The sequence below is a fragment of the Streptomyces sp. NPDC056738 genome, from assembly GCF_042790435.1.
In the GTDB taxonomy this organism is placed as follows: Bacteria; Actinomycetota; Actinomycetes; order Streptomycetales; family Streptomycetaceae; genus Streptomyces.
In genome coordinates, this window is record NZ_JBHTZF010000001.1 from 613,964 (window position 1) to 629,836 (window position 15,873).

The following is a 15,873-nucleotide window of genomic DNA, read 5'->3' on the forward strand; positions in this document are numbered from 1 at the left end:
GGATGGCCGGGCCGTGCCCTCGACCGTGCGGACGGAGGGAAATGAGTGGCGTCGGTGACGCCCTGTTGTTTGGATGCCCGGCGTGACTTCTGCTGAATTCGACGATCATCCCGAGCGGGCCTCGCTGGACCGGCTCGAGGGGTACTACGACGCGGTCCCGCGCCACGGCGCCCGTGCCGAGGACTTCGGGCCGCTCACCTTGTTCGTACGGGAGGGAGAGGGCTGGCCGTTCTACGCACGACCCGCACGGGGATGGTCCGGACCCGTGGAGACCGCCGACGTGCGAAGGGTCCGTGCCCGGCAGCGGGAGCTGGGGATCCCGGAGAGTTTCGAATGGGTCGCCGAGACCACGCCCACCCTGCGGCCGGCAGTCGAGGAGTCGGGGCTCGTGGTCCACGAGCATCCGCTGATGGTGCTCGATCCCTTCACACCGGCAGCCCCGGTGGAGAGGTCGTCCGGTACCGCGTCGGTACGGATCGTGGGCGCGGACGATCCGACGCTGCCCAGCGCCCTGGCCGTCCCTCACCTCGCTTTCGCCGAGCCCGGAACCCGCGTCGGTCTCGCGGGAACAGCGCAGTTGGCGGAAGCGGTCGAGGCCTGCGTCGCCGACGGAACGGTGGAACGAGCGATACGGCGTGTCGAGGCAGGTCTGACCGTGGTCGCCGCGGCTGTCGAGCAAGGGGTGGCACTGTGCGCGGGACAGCACCAGCCGCTCGCGGGAATCAGCGAGGTCGTCGGCGTCGGAACGCTTCCCTCGGCCCGCCGCCGCGGGCTCGCCCACGCGGTCACCGCGGCCCTGGTGACCGACGCCCGGTCGCGGGGCGTGGACACCGTCTTCCTGTCGGCCGGTGACGACGACGTCGCGCGAATCTACGCCCGACTCGGCTTCCGCAGGATCGGTACGGCACTGATCGCCGAACCCGCCTCATAGGTCCGCTCCGGCAACTCCCGCCCGGGCGCGGCCCCTCGATCGCGGAACTCTCTGACGTGGGGGCGGTGAGAAGCAGGACCGCCGGACGTCAGAGAGCCGCGAGCCAGGCGGAGGTCTCGTCCGGGTGGGCGAAGCGCAGAGTCGTGAGCGGGGAGAAACGCGGGTCACGGGTTCGGCGTTCGAGCTCCTGGCGGCGGGTGGCGTACTGCGACCAGGACCACCAGACCGGGTGCTCCCGGCTCAGCCACCCCCGCCAGGTCTCCCGGTTGCCACCGAACAGGGTCTCCCGACGGGCGGAGCGGCGCAGCGAGCGGCGCACCACGCGGGGCGCGACCACGTGCCTCGGATAGTCGAGCCAGACCACCGTGTCCGCCCTGCCCCACAGGAGATCGCGCACCTCCGGGTGGCCGAGGGAGTCCACCACCCAGCGGGGCTCCGCGCTCAGCCGCGCCACGTCCTCGGCGAACGTGCCGTTCACGGACCAGCCGGGGCCGTCGTAGTAGAGCGCGTCCATCTCGTGGTACGCCAGCCCCAGCCGCTCGCCGAGCGTACGCGCGAGCGTGGACTTCCCCGCGCCCGTGACCCCCACCACCAAGATCCGCTCCACGACGGCAGCCTATCCGGCACCCCTGGGGTCCTAGAGGGTGCGTCGGCGGCTGTGTTCGGCCGACAGGTGCGCGGCGGCGCGGGCGGCGTGTTCGGCGAGATGGGCCGATCCCCAGGCGCGCGCCGTGCGCTCGGCCAGGGCGTAGGCGTCCGCCGCCCGTCGGTGTTCGCCGAGGAAGCGGTGGAGGTCGGCGAGGGCGTGCGCCAGGGGTCGGCTCGCGTAGGCGACGCCGGCCGCACCCGCGAGCTGGTTCCGCAGTGGCTCCAGGTGAGCGGTGAGCGCCACCGCGCCCTCGTGGTCGCCGAGGAGCACGGCGAGCTGGGCACGGAAGTCCAGTTCGAGACCGTAGAGGTGGTCGCGCATCGGGTCCGGGGGCACGGGTACGGCTCGCGCCTCGTCGAGCCGGCCGAGGCGGGCCAGGACCAGGGCCCGCGCCACCGAGACCGAGCTCCCGGCCGACTCGTACACGGCGTCCACCAACGGCTCGATGTCGGCCGCGCGGTCCTGGAGGAGTCGCATGCTGATCAGGCCGAGCGTGCGCAGCCCGGCCGCGTGATGGGCTCCGACCCGCTGGAGCAGGGTGTCGGCCTCCGCGTAGGCGGCCTCCGCCGCGTCGAAACGGCCGGTGACGGCGGCCAGCATCGCGGAGGCGGCGGCGTTCAGCCCCTGCGCCCACACCAGACGGTAGCGGCGGGCGAGCACCAGCCCCTCGGCGGTGTGGCGGCGCACCGCGGCGGGGTCGTTGCGGGCGGCGGCGGTCATCGCGTCGAGGTGCTCGCAGACCCAGCGGTAGGCCGGCAGGTCATGGGCGTGCGCGAGGTCGCGCAGCTCCTCGGTGAGCGGGGGCCGGACCTCGGCGTGGGCCTCGTGCGGCAGCAGCCTCGCCGACGTCATCAACGCGGCCGCCATCAGCCGTGGTTCACCGTCCGTGCGGGCCAGGGCGAGCTGGTCGCGGGCCGCCTCCAGGGCGCGGGGAGCGTCCTCGCCCGCGACCGCGTCGACGAGCACCTGGAGGACCCGGGCTCGCGTGGGCCCGTCCAACTCCTCGTCGCGCGCGAGGCGTTCGAGGCGGGCCAGGGTCGTCCGGTCGTAGGGGCCGTCCAGCCGGCTGCGCCAGGGGGTGGGTTCGGTCCAGGCGCCGTAGACGGCCGCCACCAGGTCACCCCGGTCGGCCTGCTCGGCGAGTTCGACCGCACGCCGCCGGGTACGGCGGGCGGCGTCCGTGGCGCCGGTACGGACCTGGGCGCCGAGGAGGCGGACCAGCAGCTCGATCAGCCGGTCCGGCGGAGCGCCTTCGCCCGCCGCCGTCGTGTGGGTGTCGATGGCCTGCTGGATCAGGGTGACGGCGACGTCGTGGGCGTACCGGCGTTCGGCGGCCTCGGCGGCCCGCAGCGCGTAGTCGACGGCGAGCGGGGCGTCCTCCGTCCTGCCCGAGTGCGCGAAGTGATGGGCCAGGGCGGCGAGTTCACCGGGGCGGTGCCGGCGCAGCAGCCGTGCGACGCGGGCGTGCAGGCGTGCTCGTCGTACGCCGGACAGGTCCGCGTAGACGGTGTCCCGCACGAGGGCGTGGACGAACCGGACACGGCCGGGGCCCGGTTCGGCCAGCAGTCCGGCAGCGAGTGCCGCGTCCAGTCCGTCCAGGACCTCGTCCTCCTCCCCGTCGGAGGCGTCGACGAGCAGACCGGCCTCGGCCTCCAGGCCCAGCACGGCGGCGAGTTGTACGACCGTCCGGGCCGCGCCGGGCAGCAGCGCGAGGCGCCTGCGCAGCACGTCCCGTACGCCCTGGGGCACCTCGGAGACGGCGACCAGAGCCCCTTCGTCGGCCAGGAGGCGCGCGCTCTCCCGGACGTAGAAGGGGTTCCCCCCAGTGCGTTCGGCGAGCGCGGCCAGGGTCGCCTGGTCGACCGGTCCTCCGCAGACCGATTCCACCAGGGTCGCGGTGTCCTGCGGGGCCAGACCTCCGAGCGCGATCCGGTGCGGGGCGGCGGGGGCCAACTGGGCCAGGGTCTTGAGGAGATGGTCGCCGCCGTCCGAAGGGCGGTAGGCGGCGACGGTGAGCAGCGGGACGCCCGTGACCGCCGCGGCGGCCTCGACGAGGGCCAGCGTCTCGGCGTCGGCGCGGTGCACGTCCTCCAGCAGGACGGCGAGCGGCGTCCCACCGGCCGCCTGGCGCAGCCAGGCGGTGAAGGCCCGGTGCATACGGAAACGGCCGGCCGCCGCCTCGTCCCCGGCGGGGACGGCCGGGCCGTCCCCCGACTCCCGCAACAGGACCGCGAGTTCGTCCGGTGCGGCCGGGGGCACCTCGCGGGCGAGCGCGCCGAGCGCCTCGACCCAGGCCCAGGCGGGCGGGGCGCCCTCGTACTCGGGACAGCGCCCGATCACGACGCGCCAGCCGGACCGTCTCAGCCGGGCGGCCGCCTGGTCGAGGAACGCGGACTTGCCCGCACCGGCCTCACCGGTGATCAGCACGATGCCACCGCGCTGCCACGCGGCCCGGGCCGCGGCGTCCAGGGCCCGCAACTCCGCGCTCCGGCCGACGAACAGGCCGGGTCCGGCGGACGGTGGGGCGATACGGGCGGGCGGCGCGGCGGCCCGTGAGGGCGGCACGACGGCGGGCGCCGGCAGCCCGCCAACGGATCCGGGCGGCAAGGCGCCCGCTACGGACGGAGCGGCAGCGGTCATGAGCTTCAGAGCGGCCGGTGCGAGAGGCAGAGCGGCCGGTGCAGGCGGCTGGTCCGTCGGTTCGACCAGTAGAGCGGCCGGGACGGACGGATGGAGGTTCGGTCCAGGCGGCTGGGCGACCCGTACGGGCGGATGGAGGTTCGGGGCGAGCGGTAGAGCGGCCGGTACGAACGGTGGATCGGCCGGCGCGAGCAGCGGGACACCCGGTACGGGCGGCTGGACGGTCGGCGCGAGCGGTAGAGCGGCCCGTACGAACGGCGGATCGGCCGGCGCGAGTCGCAGGACACCTGGTACGAGCGGCTGGACGGTCGGCGCGTGCGGCTGGGCGGCTTCCGGGGTCGCCGCGCGCAGGAGGTCGAACCGTCCGGTGAGGACGGCGCGTTCCAACTCCCGCAGGGCGGGGCCGGGATCGCAGCCGATCTCGTCGCGCAGCACGGCGGTGGCACGGCGCAGCGAGGCCAGGGCGTCGGCCTGTCTGCCGCAGGCCCACTGCGCCAGGGCCAGCAGCCGCCAGCCCTCCTCGCGCAGCGGACTCTCCTCGACGAGCCCCTCCGCGTCGCACGCGGCCTGCGCGGCCCGGCCGGTGGCGATCTCGGCGGCGACGGCGAGTTCGCGTGCCTCGGCGCGCAGTCCGTCGAGCCGGGCGACCTCGGTGGCGGCCCAGGGTTCGTCCGCGTGCCCCGCGAAGGCCGGCCCCCGCCACCAGCCGAGCGCCTCGGCCAGCCGTACCCGCGCCTCCTCGGCCGGAGCGTCGCGGGCCCGGCCGACCCAGGTCTCGAACCGCCACGCGTCCACCGCGTCCACGGGCAGTGTGAGGGCGTACCCGGGCGAGGCCGTGACCAGGGCGGTGGCCGGGGTGCGGGGCGGCCGTCCCGGCTCCAGGCAGCGCCGCAGGTTCGACAGATAGGCGTGCAGGGACACCAGCGCCTTGGCCGGTGGTTCGCCCCGCCACAGCGCGTCCGTCATACGGTCCACGGGTACGACGCTGCCGCGGGCGGCGATCAGCAGCGCAAGGACGGCGCGCTGTCGTGGAGCACCCAAGGCGACCGGTTTCCCGGCGACTTCGGCGCCCAGCGGACCCAGGACTCGCAAGCGCAGCACGCCCGCCGAATTTACCCGAGACCTGCGTGTCTTCCGTCAACGGACGATAAACGCCCGCCGCTTCGGACGCCTGTCAGGCCCGGCCCCGGGCGCCAGAAGTGCGCGGAGGCGGACCGCCAAGACCGGCGCCAAGTGAACGCCAAGCGGAGCAAGTGACGCTGGGGCGGCCTTCGTACCCATCCGATCGTTGGAGCAAGTGAGCATGTCCGTCAACAGCAGCCACGGCGCGTCGTCCACCGCCGAGCGTCCTCATACCCACGAAATGGTCGTGGTGCACCGGGTGTTCCGCCGCGAGTCGGCCACGCTGCCACGGCTGGTGCGGGCCGTGCCGGACGGGGACACGGCCCGTGGGACGCGGATCGCCGGGGCGCTGCGGGACTACACCATGGGCCTGCACCACCATCACCACGCCGAGGACGAGCTGATCTGGCCGCTGTTGCGGACCCGTGCCCCGCACGACGAGGAACTCGTGGGCCGGATGCGGCTCCAGCACGAGGAGATCGACCGCACGCTCGCGGTGGTCGCCGAGTGGCTCCCCGTGTGGGAGCGGTCCGCCGACCGGATCTCCGGGGAGGAGCTGGCCCTGGCCCTGGACGCGCACCGGGCGGCGCTGCTGGTCCACCTGGACGAGGAGGAGCGGTCGGTCCTGCCGCTCGTCGCCGGGCATCTGACCGTCGCCGAGTGGGACCTGGTCGGTGAGCGGGGCATGGACGGCATACCGAAGAACAAGCGGATGCTGGCGTTGGGCGCCATCCTGGAGGAGGCGACGGCCGAGGAACAGGCCTACTTCCTCGGCCGGGTTCCGCTGATCGGCAGGCTGCTGTGGCGGGCCCTGGGACGGCGTCAGTACGCCGCCTACCGCACCGCCATGCGCGCCCCGCTGGCCGGGGAGTAGCGCGATGTCCCTCCTCGACTCCGCACCGCTCGACGTCCTGGACGCCTACCGGACCTGCGAGTTCGCCACTCTGGGCCGGGACGGCACCCCTCTCGCGTGGCCGACGGCCGTACGCCGCCGCCCGGACGGGACGCTGCTGCTGAGCACGTCCCTCGCGTTCGCCCAGAAGGCGCTGAACATCCGCCGGGACGGCCGTGTCGCGCTGCTCTTCTCCGAACCGACCGGCAGCGGGCTGAAGGAGCCCCGGCAGATCTTCGTCGGAGGGCGCGCCGAGTGCCCCGACGAGATCATGACGGGTCCTCAGGGCGCCGAGGACTACTGGCGGATGCTGTTCGAACGGCAGCCGCACAGCAGGTCGTACGTCCTTGCTCCGCTGAACCTGCTGATGGACTGGTACTACCTGCGGTTGCTGATCACGGTTACCCCCGACCAGGTCGTGGTGCGGCCGCCGCTGCCGGCCGCGGCACAGTCGCCGGACCGGGAGGACGGTCCGCTGCCCGGCGCCGGGCTGCTCGCGCGCTACCCGACGGCGGTCCTCGCCGCCCGTGACGCCACCGGCGCGCCGGTGCTGGCGCGCACCCGGCCCGTGCCCGCCGACGGCGGCTTCGCCGTGGACGTGCCGGCCGACTGCGCGGCCGTGCCGGGCCCCGCCTCCCTGCTGGTGCACCGGCACGACGAGCGCCTCAACAACATGCACAACGCGCTCGTACGCGGCGAACTGCGCGCCACGCAGGGCGGGTTGCTGCTGGTTCCGGCCGGCGTGGTGGAGCCGATGGGCTCGGGCCGCGCGAGCGAGGCGGTGTCCGTGCTGCGCACGACCCGCCGGGCCACGGCCCGCTATCTGCGCCGCCGCGGGCTCGAACGGCCCCAGGTGCGCTGGGAGGAGTTCCGGGCCCTCGCCCGCCAGGCACGCCGCGGCGACGGCGGCTGACCCGCGCGCCCGCCGCGCCCCGATCCTCCCTCAAGCTCCCTCTGGCGGAGTGGTCGCGGGTGATCGTGTCGTTCCGCCCGGGGCGCGGCGGGCCCGCGTGATGCCCCATCCCACCAGCCCCGCGGTCAGGAGCGTGAGGGCGAGGCCCGCCCACGAGATCGCGTCGCGGAACTGTGCGGTCTGGTGAGTGCTCCAGTGCGATGTGGCGATGTCGCCGGTGAAGAGCGCCGCCAGGATGGTCCCGCCGACCGCGATGCCGATGCCGGTGGTGACCTCACCGGCGGTGTCGACCAGCGCCGAGCCGATGGTGGTGCGGTCGGCCGGGAGTCCGCGCATCACGTTGGTCCCGGCGACGACACCCACGACGCGCATCCCGGCGGCGACGAGCATGAGGGCGAGCGCGATCCACCCGTAGCCGAAGCGGCCCAGGAGCCCGTAGACGGCGAGCCCGCAGACGACGGCTCCCGCGCTCAGCCAGGCGGCCTTGTCGAGCCCGACGCGCGTGACCAGCGGACCGATGAGCGCACCGCCCGCGATGAGCACCACGACCTGCGGCAGCATGCCCAGGGCCGCCTGGGCCGGTGTCCAGCCCAGGTCGAGCTGGAGTTGCAGGGTCACGAGGTAGCCGAGACCGGCCGTCGCGAGACTTGCGGCCGCCTTGAACGCCAGGCCGCTCGACACGAGGGGACGGGCGACGAGTTCGAGGTCGAGCAGCGGATGGCGGGCGGACCGCTGGCGGACGACGAACAGCACGGCCGTCACGACGGCCGCCGCCGTCGTCAGCCACGGGAGCGGCGACGCGGCACCCGCGTCGAGGAACAGCGTGGGCGTCACGAGCGTCAGGACGATCGTGGCCGTGCCGAGCAGGGCACCGGCACCGTCGATCGGGTCCCGGTGCAACTCGTCCGCCGTGTCGGCGGGGATGCCGCGCCGGATGCCGACGAAGGCGAGTGCGGCGATCGGCACGTTCACCAGCAGCAGCATCTGCCAGGGAGCGAACGCGAGCACGAAGCCACCGGCCGTGGGTCCGACGGCGAGTCCGACCAGGCCGACGGTCGAGATCAGCGTGGTCGCGCGGACGCGGAGCCCGTCCTCGTCGAAGAGGCGGAACGCCAGCGCGAGGGAACCCGGTGTGGTCATCGCTGCCGCGACGCCCATCGCCGCGCGGACGGCGATGAGTTGGCCCGCGGTCGTGACGAACGCGGTCGCCAGGCTCGCCCCGCCCAGCAGCACCAGCCCGACCAGCATGACCTTGCGGCGGCCGACCCGGTCGGCCAGCGCGCCGAGGGCCAGCATCAGCCCGCCGAAGACGACGGCGTACACGCCCGTGACCCACTGCAGAACGGTCGTCGACGCCGACAGCTCACGACCGATGGTCGGCAACGCGACGTTGAGGATCGAGTTGTCGAGCATCTCGAACAGGAACACCGCCGACAGGCCGGCGAGGGCTACCGCGGCGTCACGGAGGGAACGTGGTGAACCCGCGCGGAGGGGGCGTGGTGAGCGGGAGGTGTCGGGGGGAGCAGGGGCCTTCTCGGCGGCTCCGGGACGACGGGTATGCACGGCGCACTCCTTCGATGTGAAGAAGTGGCGGCCCGTCCGGTACCGCGTATGCGCGTGTGTCCTCGGCTCGGTCGACCTGCGTCGACGGCCGGAAGCGAACACACGTTTCTACTTCCAGTGTTCCGACAGTACACCCGGCCCGGAGGTCACGTCACCGCGCTCCGCGGACCGGCAGGCTCATCCGCGTGCGCTTGTCACCCCCCGATTTCTGGGGGATTCACGCGGTTTTCCGTCCAGGGCATCGTCCTGGGTGTGCTCCGGACCACGGTGCACGAGCCCGGCACCACAGTGCCGAGGAACGATCAGGGGGAAGCACATGATGAAAAGGGTCCTGCCGCGTCGTGGCGCCGTCGTCGCGGCGCTGAGCGCCGGCGTGTTGTTCCTGGGAGTCGGCAGCGCGTCCGCCGCGAACGCGCTGATCCACGTGGGTGACAGCGCGGGCGTCTTCAAGACCCCGCACACCCGCAACGGCAAGGTGGGCGTGCCGGACCTGCGGTCCGGAGACGCCATCGTCGCCGACTGCTGGGACCGCGGTGACAACATCAGCAACCGCGGGAACGTCTGGTACCACACGGTGTCCGAGCGGTACACCGCCACCACGGGCCAGGAACTCTTCGTCACGGGGTGGACCTTCGGGGCGTACGTGGACGGCAACGAGGCATTCCACGACGGGGCGATTCCGGAGTGCTGACGGAATGATCCCGGTCGCCCGGTCCGCGGTCGTGCGGACCGGGCGGCCGCGCCGAAAGGGCGGGAACGGAAACCTCCAATTCCGATGTCCGATGAATTTGGCGTATACGCGCCAAGGAGTGTCACCTCTCGGCCAACGTGGGGCGAATCCATGCTCGTCGAGCGACCCAGATCCACACTCCTTCCATGAATTCGGACGTGGAACAGGCGGCCCGTTCCCTGGCGCCCGCGGTGGCGGAAGCGACGACAATCCCTGAACTGGGTGCCGTGATCTCGCGGCAGATCGCGCCCCTCGTACCGCACGACGGATACATGCTGAGGGGAGTCGATCCGATCACGGGCGCGGCATGTTTTCTTACGAAAGAACATGGTTATGCGGCGGCCTTCTACCGTGAACTGGAATCGGCGGAAATCCTCGGCCACGGGAAGCACACCTTGACGGCGTTGGTCGAAAACGGCCGGCCTGTCGCGGTCCTTGAATCCGACCCGCCGAGTGGGCGGCACCGTGTCCGGCACCAGGAGATCATGAGCACGACCGACGTCGGCAGCGAGCTGCGGGTGGCGCTGGCCCTCAAGGGGCTGACCTGGGGCTTGCTGGTACTGCTGCGGGCGAGAGCCAGCAGACCCTTCTCGAAGACCGACGCGGTGAACGCCGGCCGACTGGCCGCCCCACTGGCGGAGGCGCTGAAGCGGTATGTCGCCGGTCGTTTCCTGCGTCCCGTTCGCAGCGCACCCCCGCCCGGAATTGTGGTGATCGACAGCAGCGACCGGATCAGGGCGGTGACGCGGACCGGCCATGAATGGGTGAGTAAACTCGTCCAGGACGCCGAGACGGCCGACGAGAGCGAGATATTCGCGCATGTCTGGAACATCGCCCTCATGGCACGGCAGCCGGGCCGTCAAGCACTGAGCCGTATTCCCGGCCCCGACGGGTGGATCGTGCTGGAGGCCCAGCGGCTCGACGACGCGGATCTCGGCGGTGTCGCGGTGACCATCCAGTCCGCCTCGTCCGAGGTACTGCTGCCCGCCGCGGCCGTTCTGTACGGGATCACCTCGCGGGAACAGGAGGTGATCCGGCGGGCTCTCGACGGTCTCGCCGTCAAGCAGATCGCGCGCAGTCTGAACCTTTCCCCGCACACCGTCAACGATCATTTCAAGGCGATCTACCGAAAGACGGGGGTCAACAGCCGCGAGGAACTCCTGTCGAGCCTTTCGCTGTGATCCGGCCGTCCCGTGTCGACCTCTCCGGTCAGCCGCGGGGCAGGAGGAGGCGGGACAGCGCGGCGGTGGCGGTGAGCAGGGCGGCGACGGCGAGCAGGCCGGTCCGCATGCCCGGCAGCGAGAAGTCCGCGCCGGATCCGGCGAGCAGCCCGCCGAAGAGGGCGACGGCGAGCGCACCGCCGGTCTGCCGGAAGGAGTTGAGCAGGCCCGACGCCGTCCCCGCCCGCTCTCCCGGGACCGCGTCCATCAGCAGTGCGGTCAGCGCGGGCACCACGAGCGCGCCGCCGACGCTCAGCGGCAGCAGCAGGAGAAGGACCAGCGGGACGGGGGTGTGCGCGGCAAGCGGCAACATGGCCAGCATCGCTCCGGTGAAGATCACCTGTCCGGCGACGATCACCGGTCGCCGTCCGGTGCGCTCCGCGAGTCGCGGTGAGACGAGGTTGGTCGCCGTGACCACCGCGGACATCGGGACGAACATCAGCCCCGCTTCGATCGCGGACATTCCGCGCAACTGCTGGTAGTACAGGCCGAGGAGGAAGATCCCGCCGTAGAACGCGGCGTTGACGGCGAAGCCGACCGCCAGCGGGACGGCCACCCGGCGGTCCGTCAGCATGCCCAGCGGGACCATGGGCGAACGGTGCCGCGCCTCCACGACGACGAAGGCGCACCCCGAGGCGCCGGCGAGCGCGGCGGCCGCCGCGACGGGACCACTGGTCCAGCCCAGGTGGCCGCCCTCGATCACCGCGAAGGCCAGCCCGGCCAGGGCCAGTACGGCGGTGAGCTGTCCGCCGGCGTCGACCGCGGCGGGCCGGCGCGCGGAGCGCGGCACCCGGACCAGCAGGCCCAGGATCACCGCGCCCACCGGGAGGTTGAGGAGGAAGACCGCCCGCCAGCCGGCCGAGTCGGTGAGCAGGCCGCCCAGTACCGGACCCGCGGCCATCGCCACCGAGCCGCCGACGGTCCACAGCGCGATGGCGCGGGCGCGGGCCCGGGCGTCGTCGTACGCCTGCCGGATCAACGCCAGCGAGGCCGGCATCACGATCGCGGCGGCGCCGCCCTGCGCGACGCGCGCGGCGACCAGCGCGCCGATGCCGGGCGCCAGTGCGCAGCCGAGGGAGGCGAGGGTGAACAGGGCCACGCCCCAGCCGTAGGCGCGACGGGCGCCGGCCCGGTCGGCGAGGGCGCCGGCGGAGATCATCAGGGCCGCGAACATCAGGGTGTACGCGTCCACCACCCATTGCAGTCCGGTCATCCCGCCGCTGAGGGACGTGCCGATGGCGGGCAGGGCGATGTTGACGGCCGAGACGTCGATGGTGATCACCGTGAAGCCGAGCAGGGCCGCGATCAGGGCGGCGCGCCCACGCGGCGGCTCGGTGGCCGCGTCGGCGGCCGGGTTCGCTGGTCGGGACCCGTGCGGACGTTCTCGCCTCAGCGTGGACGCCGACGACCGCGGGTCGCGTCCGCGGGCGGTCGCGGCGGCCGCTGAAGGGACGGAGGCCGAAGAAGGAACGGAGGCCGAAGAAGGAAGGGAGGCCGCTGAAGGGGCAGGGGTGCGCATGATGAACTCCTCGGCAGGCAGCAGGAACCGGTCGTGGTCGGGGAGGGTCGGCGGGCGGCTCCGGACCGCCGGGGCCGCGGCCCTGTGCCTCGCACACCCTGGGCCTCGGCGGTCGGGCCGCCCGCTTCGGGTTCAACTCTCCGCCTCCGCGCGGCGGTCCGGCAGACCGGCCTGTTCCCGGGGTGCGGCGTTCCAGGGTCTGACAGGGCCCCCCACGTTCCCGGCCGGCCTGCCAGAATGGGCCGAATGGCAGCGACGGACGCGCGGGGAACCGAACTCGGCAGATATCTGAAGGCCCGCAGGGCACAGGTCCGGCCGGAGGACGTCGGCCTGCCGGCCGGCGCGGGTCTGCGCCGCACCCCCGGGCTGCGCCGGGAGGAGCTGGCCGCGCTGGCCGGGGTGAGCGTCGACTACTACATCCGTCTGGAGCGCGGCCGGGAGACCAATCCCTCCCCCGCCGTCGTGGACGGGCTCGGCCGGGCCCTGCGGCTGCGCGGCGACGGCTACGAACGCCTGCACGAGCTCGTGGAGTTGGCCTCCGGGCGGGTCGGCGAGCTGCCCGCCTCCGCCGATCACACGGTGCGTGAGTCGGTGGCGCGGATGCTGGAGTCGATGCGTCCGCTCCCCGCCTACGTGGTGAGCCGCTACAACCGGGTACTGGCCGCGAATCCACCCGGCCGGCGGCTGCTGCCGGGACTCTGGGACTGGCCCGAGGAGCAGCGCAATCTGACCCGCTACCTCTTCCTCCACCCGGTCGGCCGGACGCTGTACGAGCCGTGGGAGGAGACGGTCGCGCTCTCGGTGGCGCATCTGCGGGCGGTCGCCGGAGCGGATCCGGACGACCCCGAGCTGACCACGCTCGTCGGTGAACTGGTGCTGAAGTCACCGGAGTTCGCTGGGCTCTGGGAGCGGTACGACGTCTGCGAACGCGGGGGCGGGCAGAAGTCCTTCCGGCATCCGAGGGTCGGAGCGATGACGCTGACGTACGAGGTCATGCGGCTGGCCCGGACGGGCGGTCAGCGGATGGTGGTCTACCAGGCCGCACCCGGCACCCCGGACGAGGCGGCCATGCTCCGCCTGGACCCCGCGGAGACGCGACCGCGGTCGGCCCGCTCGGACCATCCGGAGCCGGCCGACGATCCGTATCTCACCGACACCCCGGCCCCGGCCCCCGCCTCGGCCGGCTGAGCCCCCGCCCCCGCACTCTGGCCGGGCTGGGGCCGCGGCTCTACGATGCGTTCGTGGACGGGGCCACCCTTTTGAATCTGCTGGCCATTTCGATCTCTGTGATAGCCGTCGTCGCCTCGATGTGGTTCGGGGCTCGGCAGGTGCAGATCGCCCGGCAGGCCAACTACATACCCGCGCTGATGGATCTGCTCGCCGAGTTCCGCTCCGCGGAGCTGCACGAGCAGTACGCCTACGTCCTCCGCGATCTCAACCGTGAGCATGCGCCGGACGGCGGACTCCGAGGACTGTCACCCGCCGCCAAGACGGCGGTGTACAGCGTCGCCTACTTCTTCCAGACGCTCGCCGGTCTCTACGCGCTGGGCGTCATCGACGAGACCGCCGCCATCGTCATGGCGCGGGCCCGGATCACGAAGGTGTGGGAAGCGATCGCACCGTTCGTGGAGCGAGAACGCCAGTTTCCGGACGTCGACCCGAACCTCCTGAGTCTCCTGCAGGCCTACGCGGGCGTCTCGCAGCGGTTCAACGGTCCCTCCAACGAGGAACTCATCTGGGCACGGTGGCACGAGAGGCGCTCCCCGTTGCGGCATCGCCTGTTCGGGCGTCGCGGACCCTGGCCGAGGTGAGACGACACCGCCGCTTTCCGAGGCTTCCGCGAGCCGTCAGGGCCGGTCCTGTCGGGGCCGGCCCTGGCGGCGGGGGTCAGGAACCGTCCGCGTGGACCGCGTACACGTAGCGCTTGTTGACGTACTCGCCCACGTTCCAGATCACGGACTCGCCGAACGACCAGTTGGACGCTCCGCTGCTGTGGTAGCTGAGGTCCTCGCAGCCGATGACGAGGTCGCACACCGCGCTCGCCGTCGAGCCTCCGGAGGTGAAGGTGCGCAGTGTCCCCTTGGTGGAGGGCCCGTCGCTGGCGGAGAGGTAGTGCTTGGTGTTGCGGGACACGACGCCCTGGATCTTCTGCTGGCCGACGGTGACGGCCTCCGTCGCGGTGAGCGAGGCGAGCTGCCGGTCGGTGTAGTCGAGGTCCCAGCGGACGACCTTGGGCGTGGTGGTGCTCACCCCGGTGCCGTTGAAGGTGCCGTCCGTGTAACTGACCGTGCCGGACAGGGAGTACTCGCTGATCACCAGGCTGTCGGGGGTGCTGGCGCGGTCGAGACCGATGGCCGTGTAGCGCAGGTACTTCCCCGCGTTGTCGTAGGCGTGGCTCTGCGGCAGGACGTACTGGTACCCGTACCCGTAGTACTGCCCGTCGGTGTGCAGACCGCACACGTCCTTCTCGGTCAGCGGCACCTTGAAGAGGGTGTTGAGGTCGAACACCCTCAGGCCCTTGTAGGTGTCCACCACGTAGAGCAGGTTGCCGTACCACATGATGCCGCCCGCGTGCTTGCGGATCGGGTTGAACGAGAACTCCCCCGCCGCGGTCTTCACGGGCTCGACCAGCAGCACGTGCCGGTACTTCGGCGCCGACTCGTTGTTGTAGTTCACGAACGTGAGGCGCAGGCCCTTGTCGAGCGCGTACTTGGGCTTCGGGGTCCCGTCGGGGTTGGTGTCGCCGTCGGGGTTGTCCTCGAAGTACCAGGAGGCGAGGACGACGCGGTCGGTGCCGCCGTCGGGGTAGGTGCCGTCGCCGTAGGCGTCCGCGCTGGTGGTGACACCCTGCGGAATCCAGTAGTCGACCGCCTGGTCGTCGGAGTCCCAGGCGAAGCCCGTCTGGAAGGCCTCGGACGTGCTGGGGGCGCTGGTCAGGTGGGTGGCGCTGCGGTTCATGTCGGCTATGACGGTGGTCGCGTCCACCGTGGGCAGCTTGGTCGCCAGACCCGCGGTCAGATCGGCGAACTCGCCGTAGCTGTTGGAGGTCCGGGCGGTGAGGCTGAACTGGCCGGCGTCGATGGTGGCCGCCTGGGCCGGGGAGGCGGAGAGAACGCTGCCCGCGGCTCCGACGAACGGGGCGGCGGCGAGTCCCTTGATGATCGCTCTGCGTGTCATGGTCACAGCAGGGGAAACTAGGGGTTTCTTGATCATCAACGCAAGCGGTCCGACGGGCGAACACCTGGGCCGCCGCGCCGCCGGGCATCGGGGCCCCGGGCATCAGACCCGCGATCGGGGGTACCCCGGCAGAGAAGCCCCGTATCGGAGGAGCAAGATGTTCGAGGCAGGCGACATCCGAGAATGGCGTGGTCACGACGTGGTGGACCCCGATGGTCACAAGATCGGCACCCTGGAGTCCGTCTACGTCGACACCGCCACCGACGCCCCATCGTTCGCCACCGTGACCGTGGGCCTGCCCACGCGCCGTCGCCTGGTGTTCGTACCCCTGGACCACGCGACCGTCGGTCCCGGTTACCTGCGCGTGGCCCATGACCGGAACCTCGTGAAGAGCGCCCCCTCCATCGACACGGACGGCGTCCTGCCCGCCACGGACGAGCCGGACGTCTTCGCGCACTACGAGCTCAAGTACACGCCGGGGCTCCAGGGCGAGCGCCGTCTCGCCCGTCGCTGATCC

General features: G+C 72.5%; 13 protein-coding genes. 8 read left to right on the top strand and 5 right to left on the bottom strand.

Annotation, left to right across the window (positions count from 1 at the left end; genetic code table 11):
• The first annotated feature begins 82 nt into the window (after positions 1-82).
• The gene (locus tag ACFRIC_RS02500; protein WP_382778625.1) at positions 83-931 is read left to right on the top strand and encodes a GNAT family N-acetyltransferase; all 849 of its coding nucleotides are present in this window, start codon (positions 83-85) and stop codon (positions 929-931) included.
• Between the two features lie 88 nt (positions 932-1,019).
• Here ACFRIC_RS02500 and ACFRIC_RS02505 read toward each other — a convergent pair whose 3' ends face one another.
• Together ACFRIC_RS02505 and ACFRIC_RS02510 are read right to left on the bottom strand one after the other, a co-directional pair.
• Entirely contained in the window at positions 1,020-1,538 is a 519-nt protein-coding gene (locus ACFRIC_RS02505) for an adenylate kinase (protein ID WP_382778626.1), read from the bottom strand.
• A 30-nt stretch (positions 1,539-1,568) separates the two neighbouring features.
• A complete protein-coding gene (locus tag ACFRIC_RS02510) occupies positions 1,569-5,186 on the bottom strand; it encodes a BTAD domain-containing putative transcriptional regulator (RefSeq protein WP_382778883.1) in 3,618 nt (1,205 codons plus the stop codon).
• A 337-nt stretch (positions 5,187-5,523) separates the two neighbouring features.
• Here ACFRIC_RS02510 and ACFRIC_RS02515 point away from each other — a divergent pair, with 337 nt between their 5' ends.
• Complete coding sequence (locus ACFRIC_RS02515; RefSeq protein ID WP_382778627.1) at positions 5,524-6,216, top strand: hemerythrin domain-containing protein; 693 nt, start codon at positions 5,524-5,526, stop codon at positions 6,214-6,216.
• Positions 6,217-6,220: 4 nt separating this feature from the next.
• On the top strand, positions 6,221-7,147 hold the full coding sequence (locus ACFRIC_RS02520) for a pyridoxamine 5'-phosphate oxidase family protein (RefSeq protein ID WP_382778628.1): 927 nt from the start codon (positions 6,221-6,223) through the stop codon (positions 7,145-7,147).
• 30 nt (positions 7,148-7,177) lie between these two features.
• Here ACFRIC_RS02520 and ACFRIC_RS02525 read toward each other — a convergent pair whose 3' ends face one another.
• Complete coding sequence (locus ACFRIC_RS02525; protein WP_382778629.1) at positions 7,178-8,710, bottom strand: MFS transporter; 1,533 nt, start codon at positions 8,708-8,710, stop codon at positions 7,178-7,180.
• Between the two features lie 316 nt (positions 8,711-9,026).
• Here ACFRIC_RS02525 and ACFRIC_RS02530 point away from each other — a divergent pair, with 316 nt between their 5' ends.
• Both ACFRIC_RS02530 and ACFRIC_RS02535 read left to right on the top strand, forming a co-directional pair.
• Positions 9,027-9,401: a hypothetical protein gene (locus ACFRIC_RS02530; protein WP_382778630.1), complete on the top strand. Its 375-nt coding sequence runs from the start codon at positions 9,027-9,029 to the stop codon at positions 9,399-9,401.
• Between the two features lie 185 nt (positions 9,402-9,586).
• Positions 9,587-10,621: a helix-turn-helix transcriptional regulator gene (locus ACFRIC_RS02535; RefSeq protein ID WP_382778631.1), complete on the top strand. Its 1,035-nt coding sequence runs from the start codon at positions 9,587-9,589 to the stop codon at positions 10,619-10,621.
• A 28-nt stretch (positions 10,622-10,649) separates the two neighbouring features.
• Here ACFRIC_RS02535 and ACFRIC_RS02540 read toward each other — a convergent pair whose 3' ends face one another.
• Complete coding sequence (locus ACFRIC_RS02540; RefSeq protein ID WP_382778632.1) at positions 10,650-12,179, bottom strand: MFS transporter; 1,530 nt, start codon at positions 12,177-12,179, stop codon at positions 10,650-10,652.
• 246 nt (positions 12,180-12,425) lie between these two features.
• Between ACFRIC_RS02540 and ACFRIC_RS02545 the strand changes: the two genes are divergently transcribed.
• Positions 12,426-13,367 (top strand): helix-turn-helix domain-containing protein, encoded by a 942-nt coding sequence (locus ACFRIC_RS02545; RefSeq protein WP_382778633.1) that lies wholly within the window; start codon positions 12,426-12,428, stop codon positions 13,365-13,367.
• A gap of 53 nt (positions 13,368-13,420) precedes the next feature.
• On the top strand, positions 13,421-13,990 hold the full coding sequence (locus ACFRIC_RS02550) for a hypothetical protein (RefSeq protein WP_382778634.1): 570 nt from the start codon (positions 13,421-13,423) through the stop codon (positions 13,988-13,990).
• A 76-nt stretch (positions 13,991-14,066) separates the two neighbouring features.
• Here the strand turns inward: ACFRIC_RS02550 and ACFRIC_RS02555 are convergent, their stop codons facing one another.
• On the bottom strand, positions 14,067-15,356 hold the full coding sequence (locus ACFRIC_RS02555) for a hypothetical protein (protein ID WP_382778635.1): 1,290 nt from the start codon (positions 15,354-15,356) through the stop codon (positions 14,067-14,069).
• A gap of 157 nt (positions 15,357-15,513) precedes the next feature.
• Between ACFRIC_RS02555 and ACFRIC_RS02560 the strand changes: the two genes are divergently transcribed.
• On the top strand, positions 15,514-15,870 hold the full coding sequence (locus ACFRIC_RS02560) for a PRC-barrel domain-containing protein (protein WP_382778636.1): 357 nt from the start codon (positions 15,514-15,516) through the stop codon (positions 15,868-15,870).
• The last annotated feature ends 3 nt before the right edge of the window (positions 15,871-15,873 follow it).

Bases quoted from the DNA above. Each gene is read 5' to 3' on its own strand.
- ACFRIC_RS02560 (WP_382778636.1), top strand. From the start codon at position 15,514: ATGTTCGAGGCAGGCGACATCCGAGAATGGCGTGGTCACGACGTGGTG.
- ACFRIC_RS02530 (WP_382778630.1), top strand. From the start codon at position 9,027: ATGATGAAAAGGGTCCTGCCGCGTCGTGGCGCCGTCGTCGCGGCGCTG.
- ACFRIC_RS02535 (WP_382778631.1), top strand. From the start codon at position 9,587: ATGAATTCGGACGTGGAACAGGCGGCCCGTTCCCTGGCGCCCGCGGTG.
- ACFRIC_RS02545 (WP_382778633.1), top strand. From the start codon at position 12,426: ATGGCAGCGACGGACGCGCGGGGAACCGAACTCGGCAGATATCTGAAG.
- ACFRIC_RS02510 (WP_382778883.1), bottom strand. From the start codon at position 5,186: ATGACGGACGCGCTGTGGCGGGGCGAACCACCGGCCAAGGCGCTGGTG.
- ACFRIC_RS02520 (WP_382778628.1), top strand. From the start codon at position 6,221: ATGTCCCTCCTCGACTCCGCACCGCTCGACGTCCTGGACGCCTACCGG.
- ACFRIC_RS02555 (WP_382778635.1), bottom strand. From the start codon at position 15,356: ATGACACGCAGAGCGATCATCAAGGGACTCGCCGCCGCCCCGTTCGTC.
- ACFRIC_RS02515 (WP_382778627.1), top strand. From the start codon at position 5,524: ATGTCCGTCAACAGCAGCCACGGCGCGTCGTCCACCGCCGAGCGTCCT.
- ACFRIC_RS02540 (WP_382778632.1), bottom strand. From the start codon at position 12,179: ATGCGCACCCCTGCCCCTTCAGCGGCCTCCCTTCCTTCTTCGGCCTCC.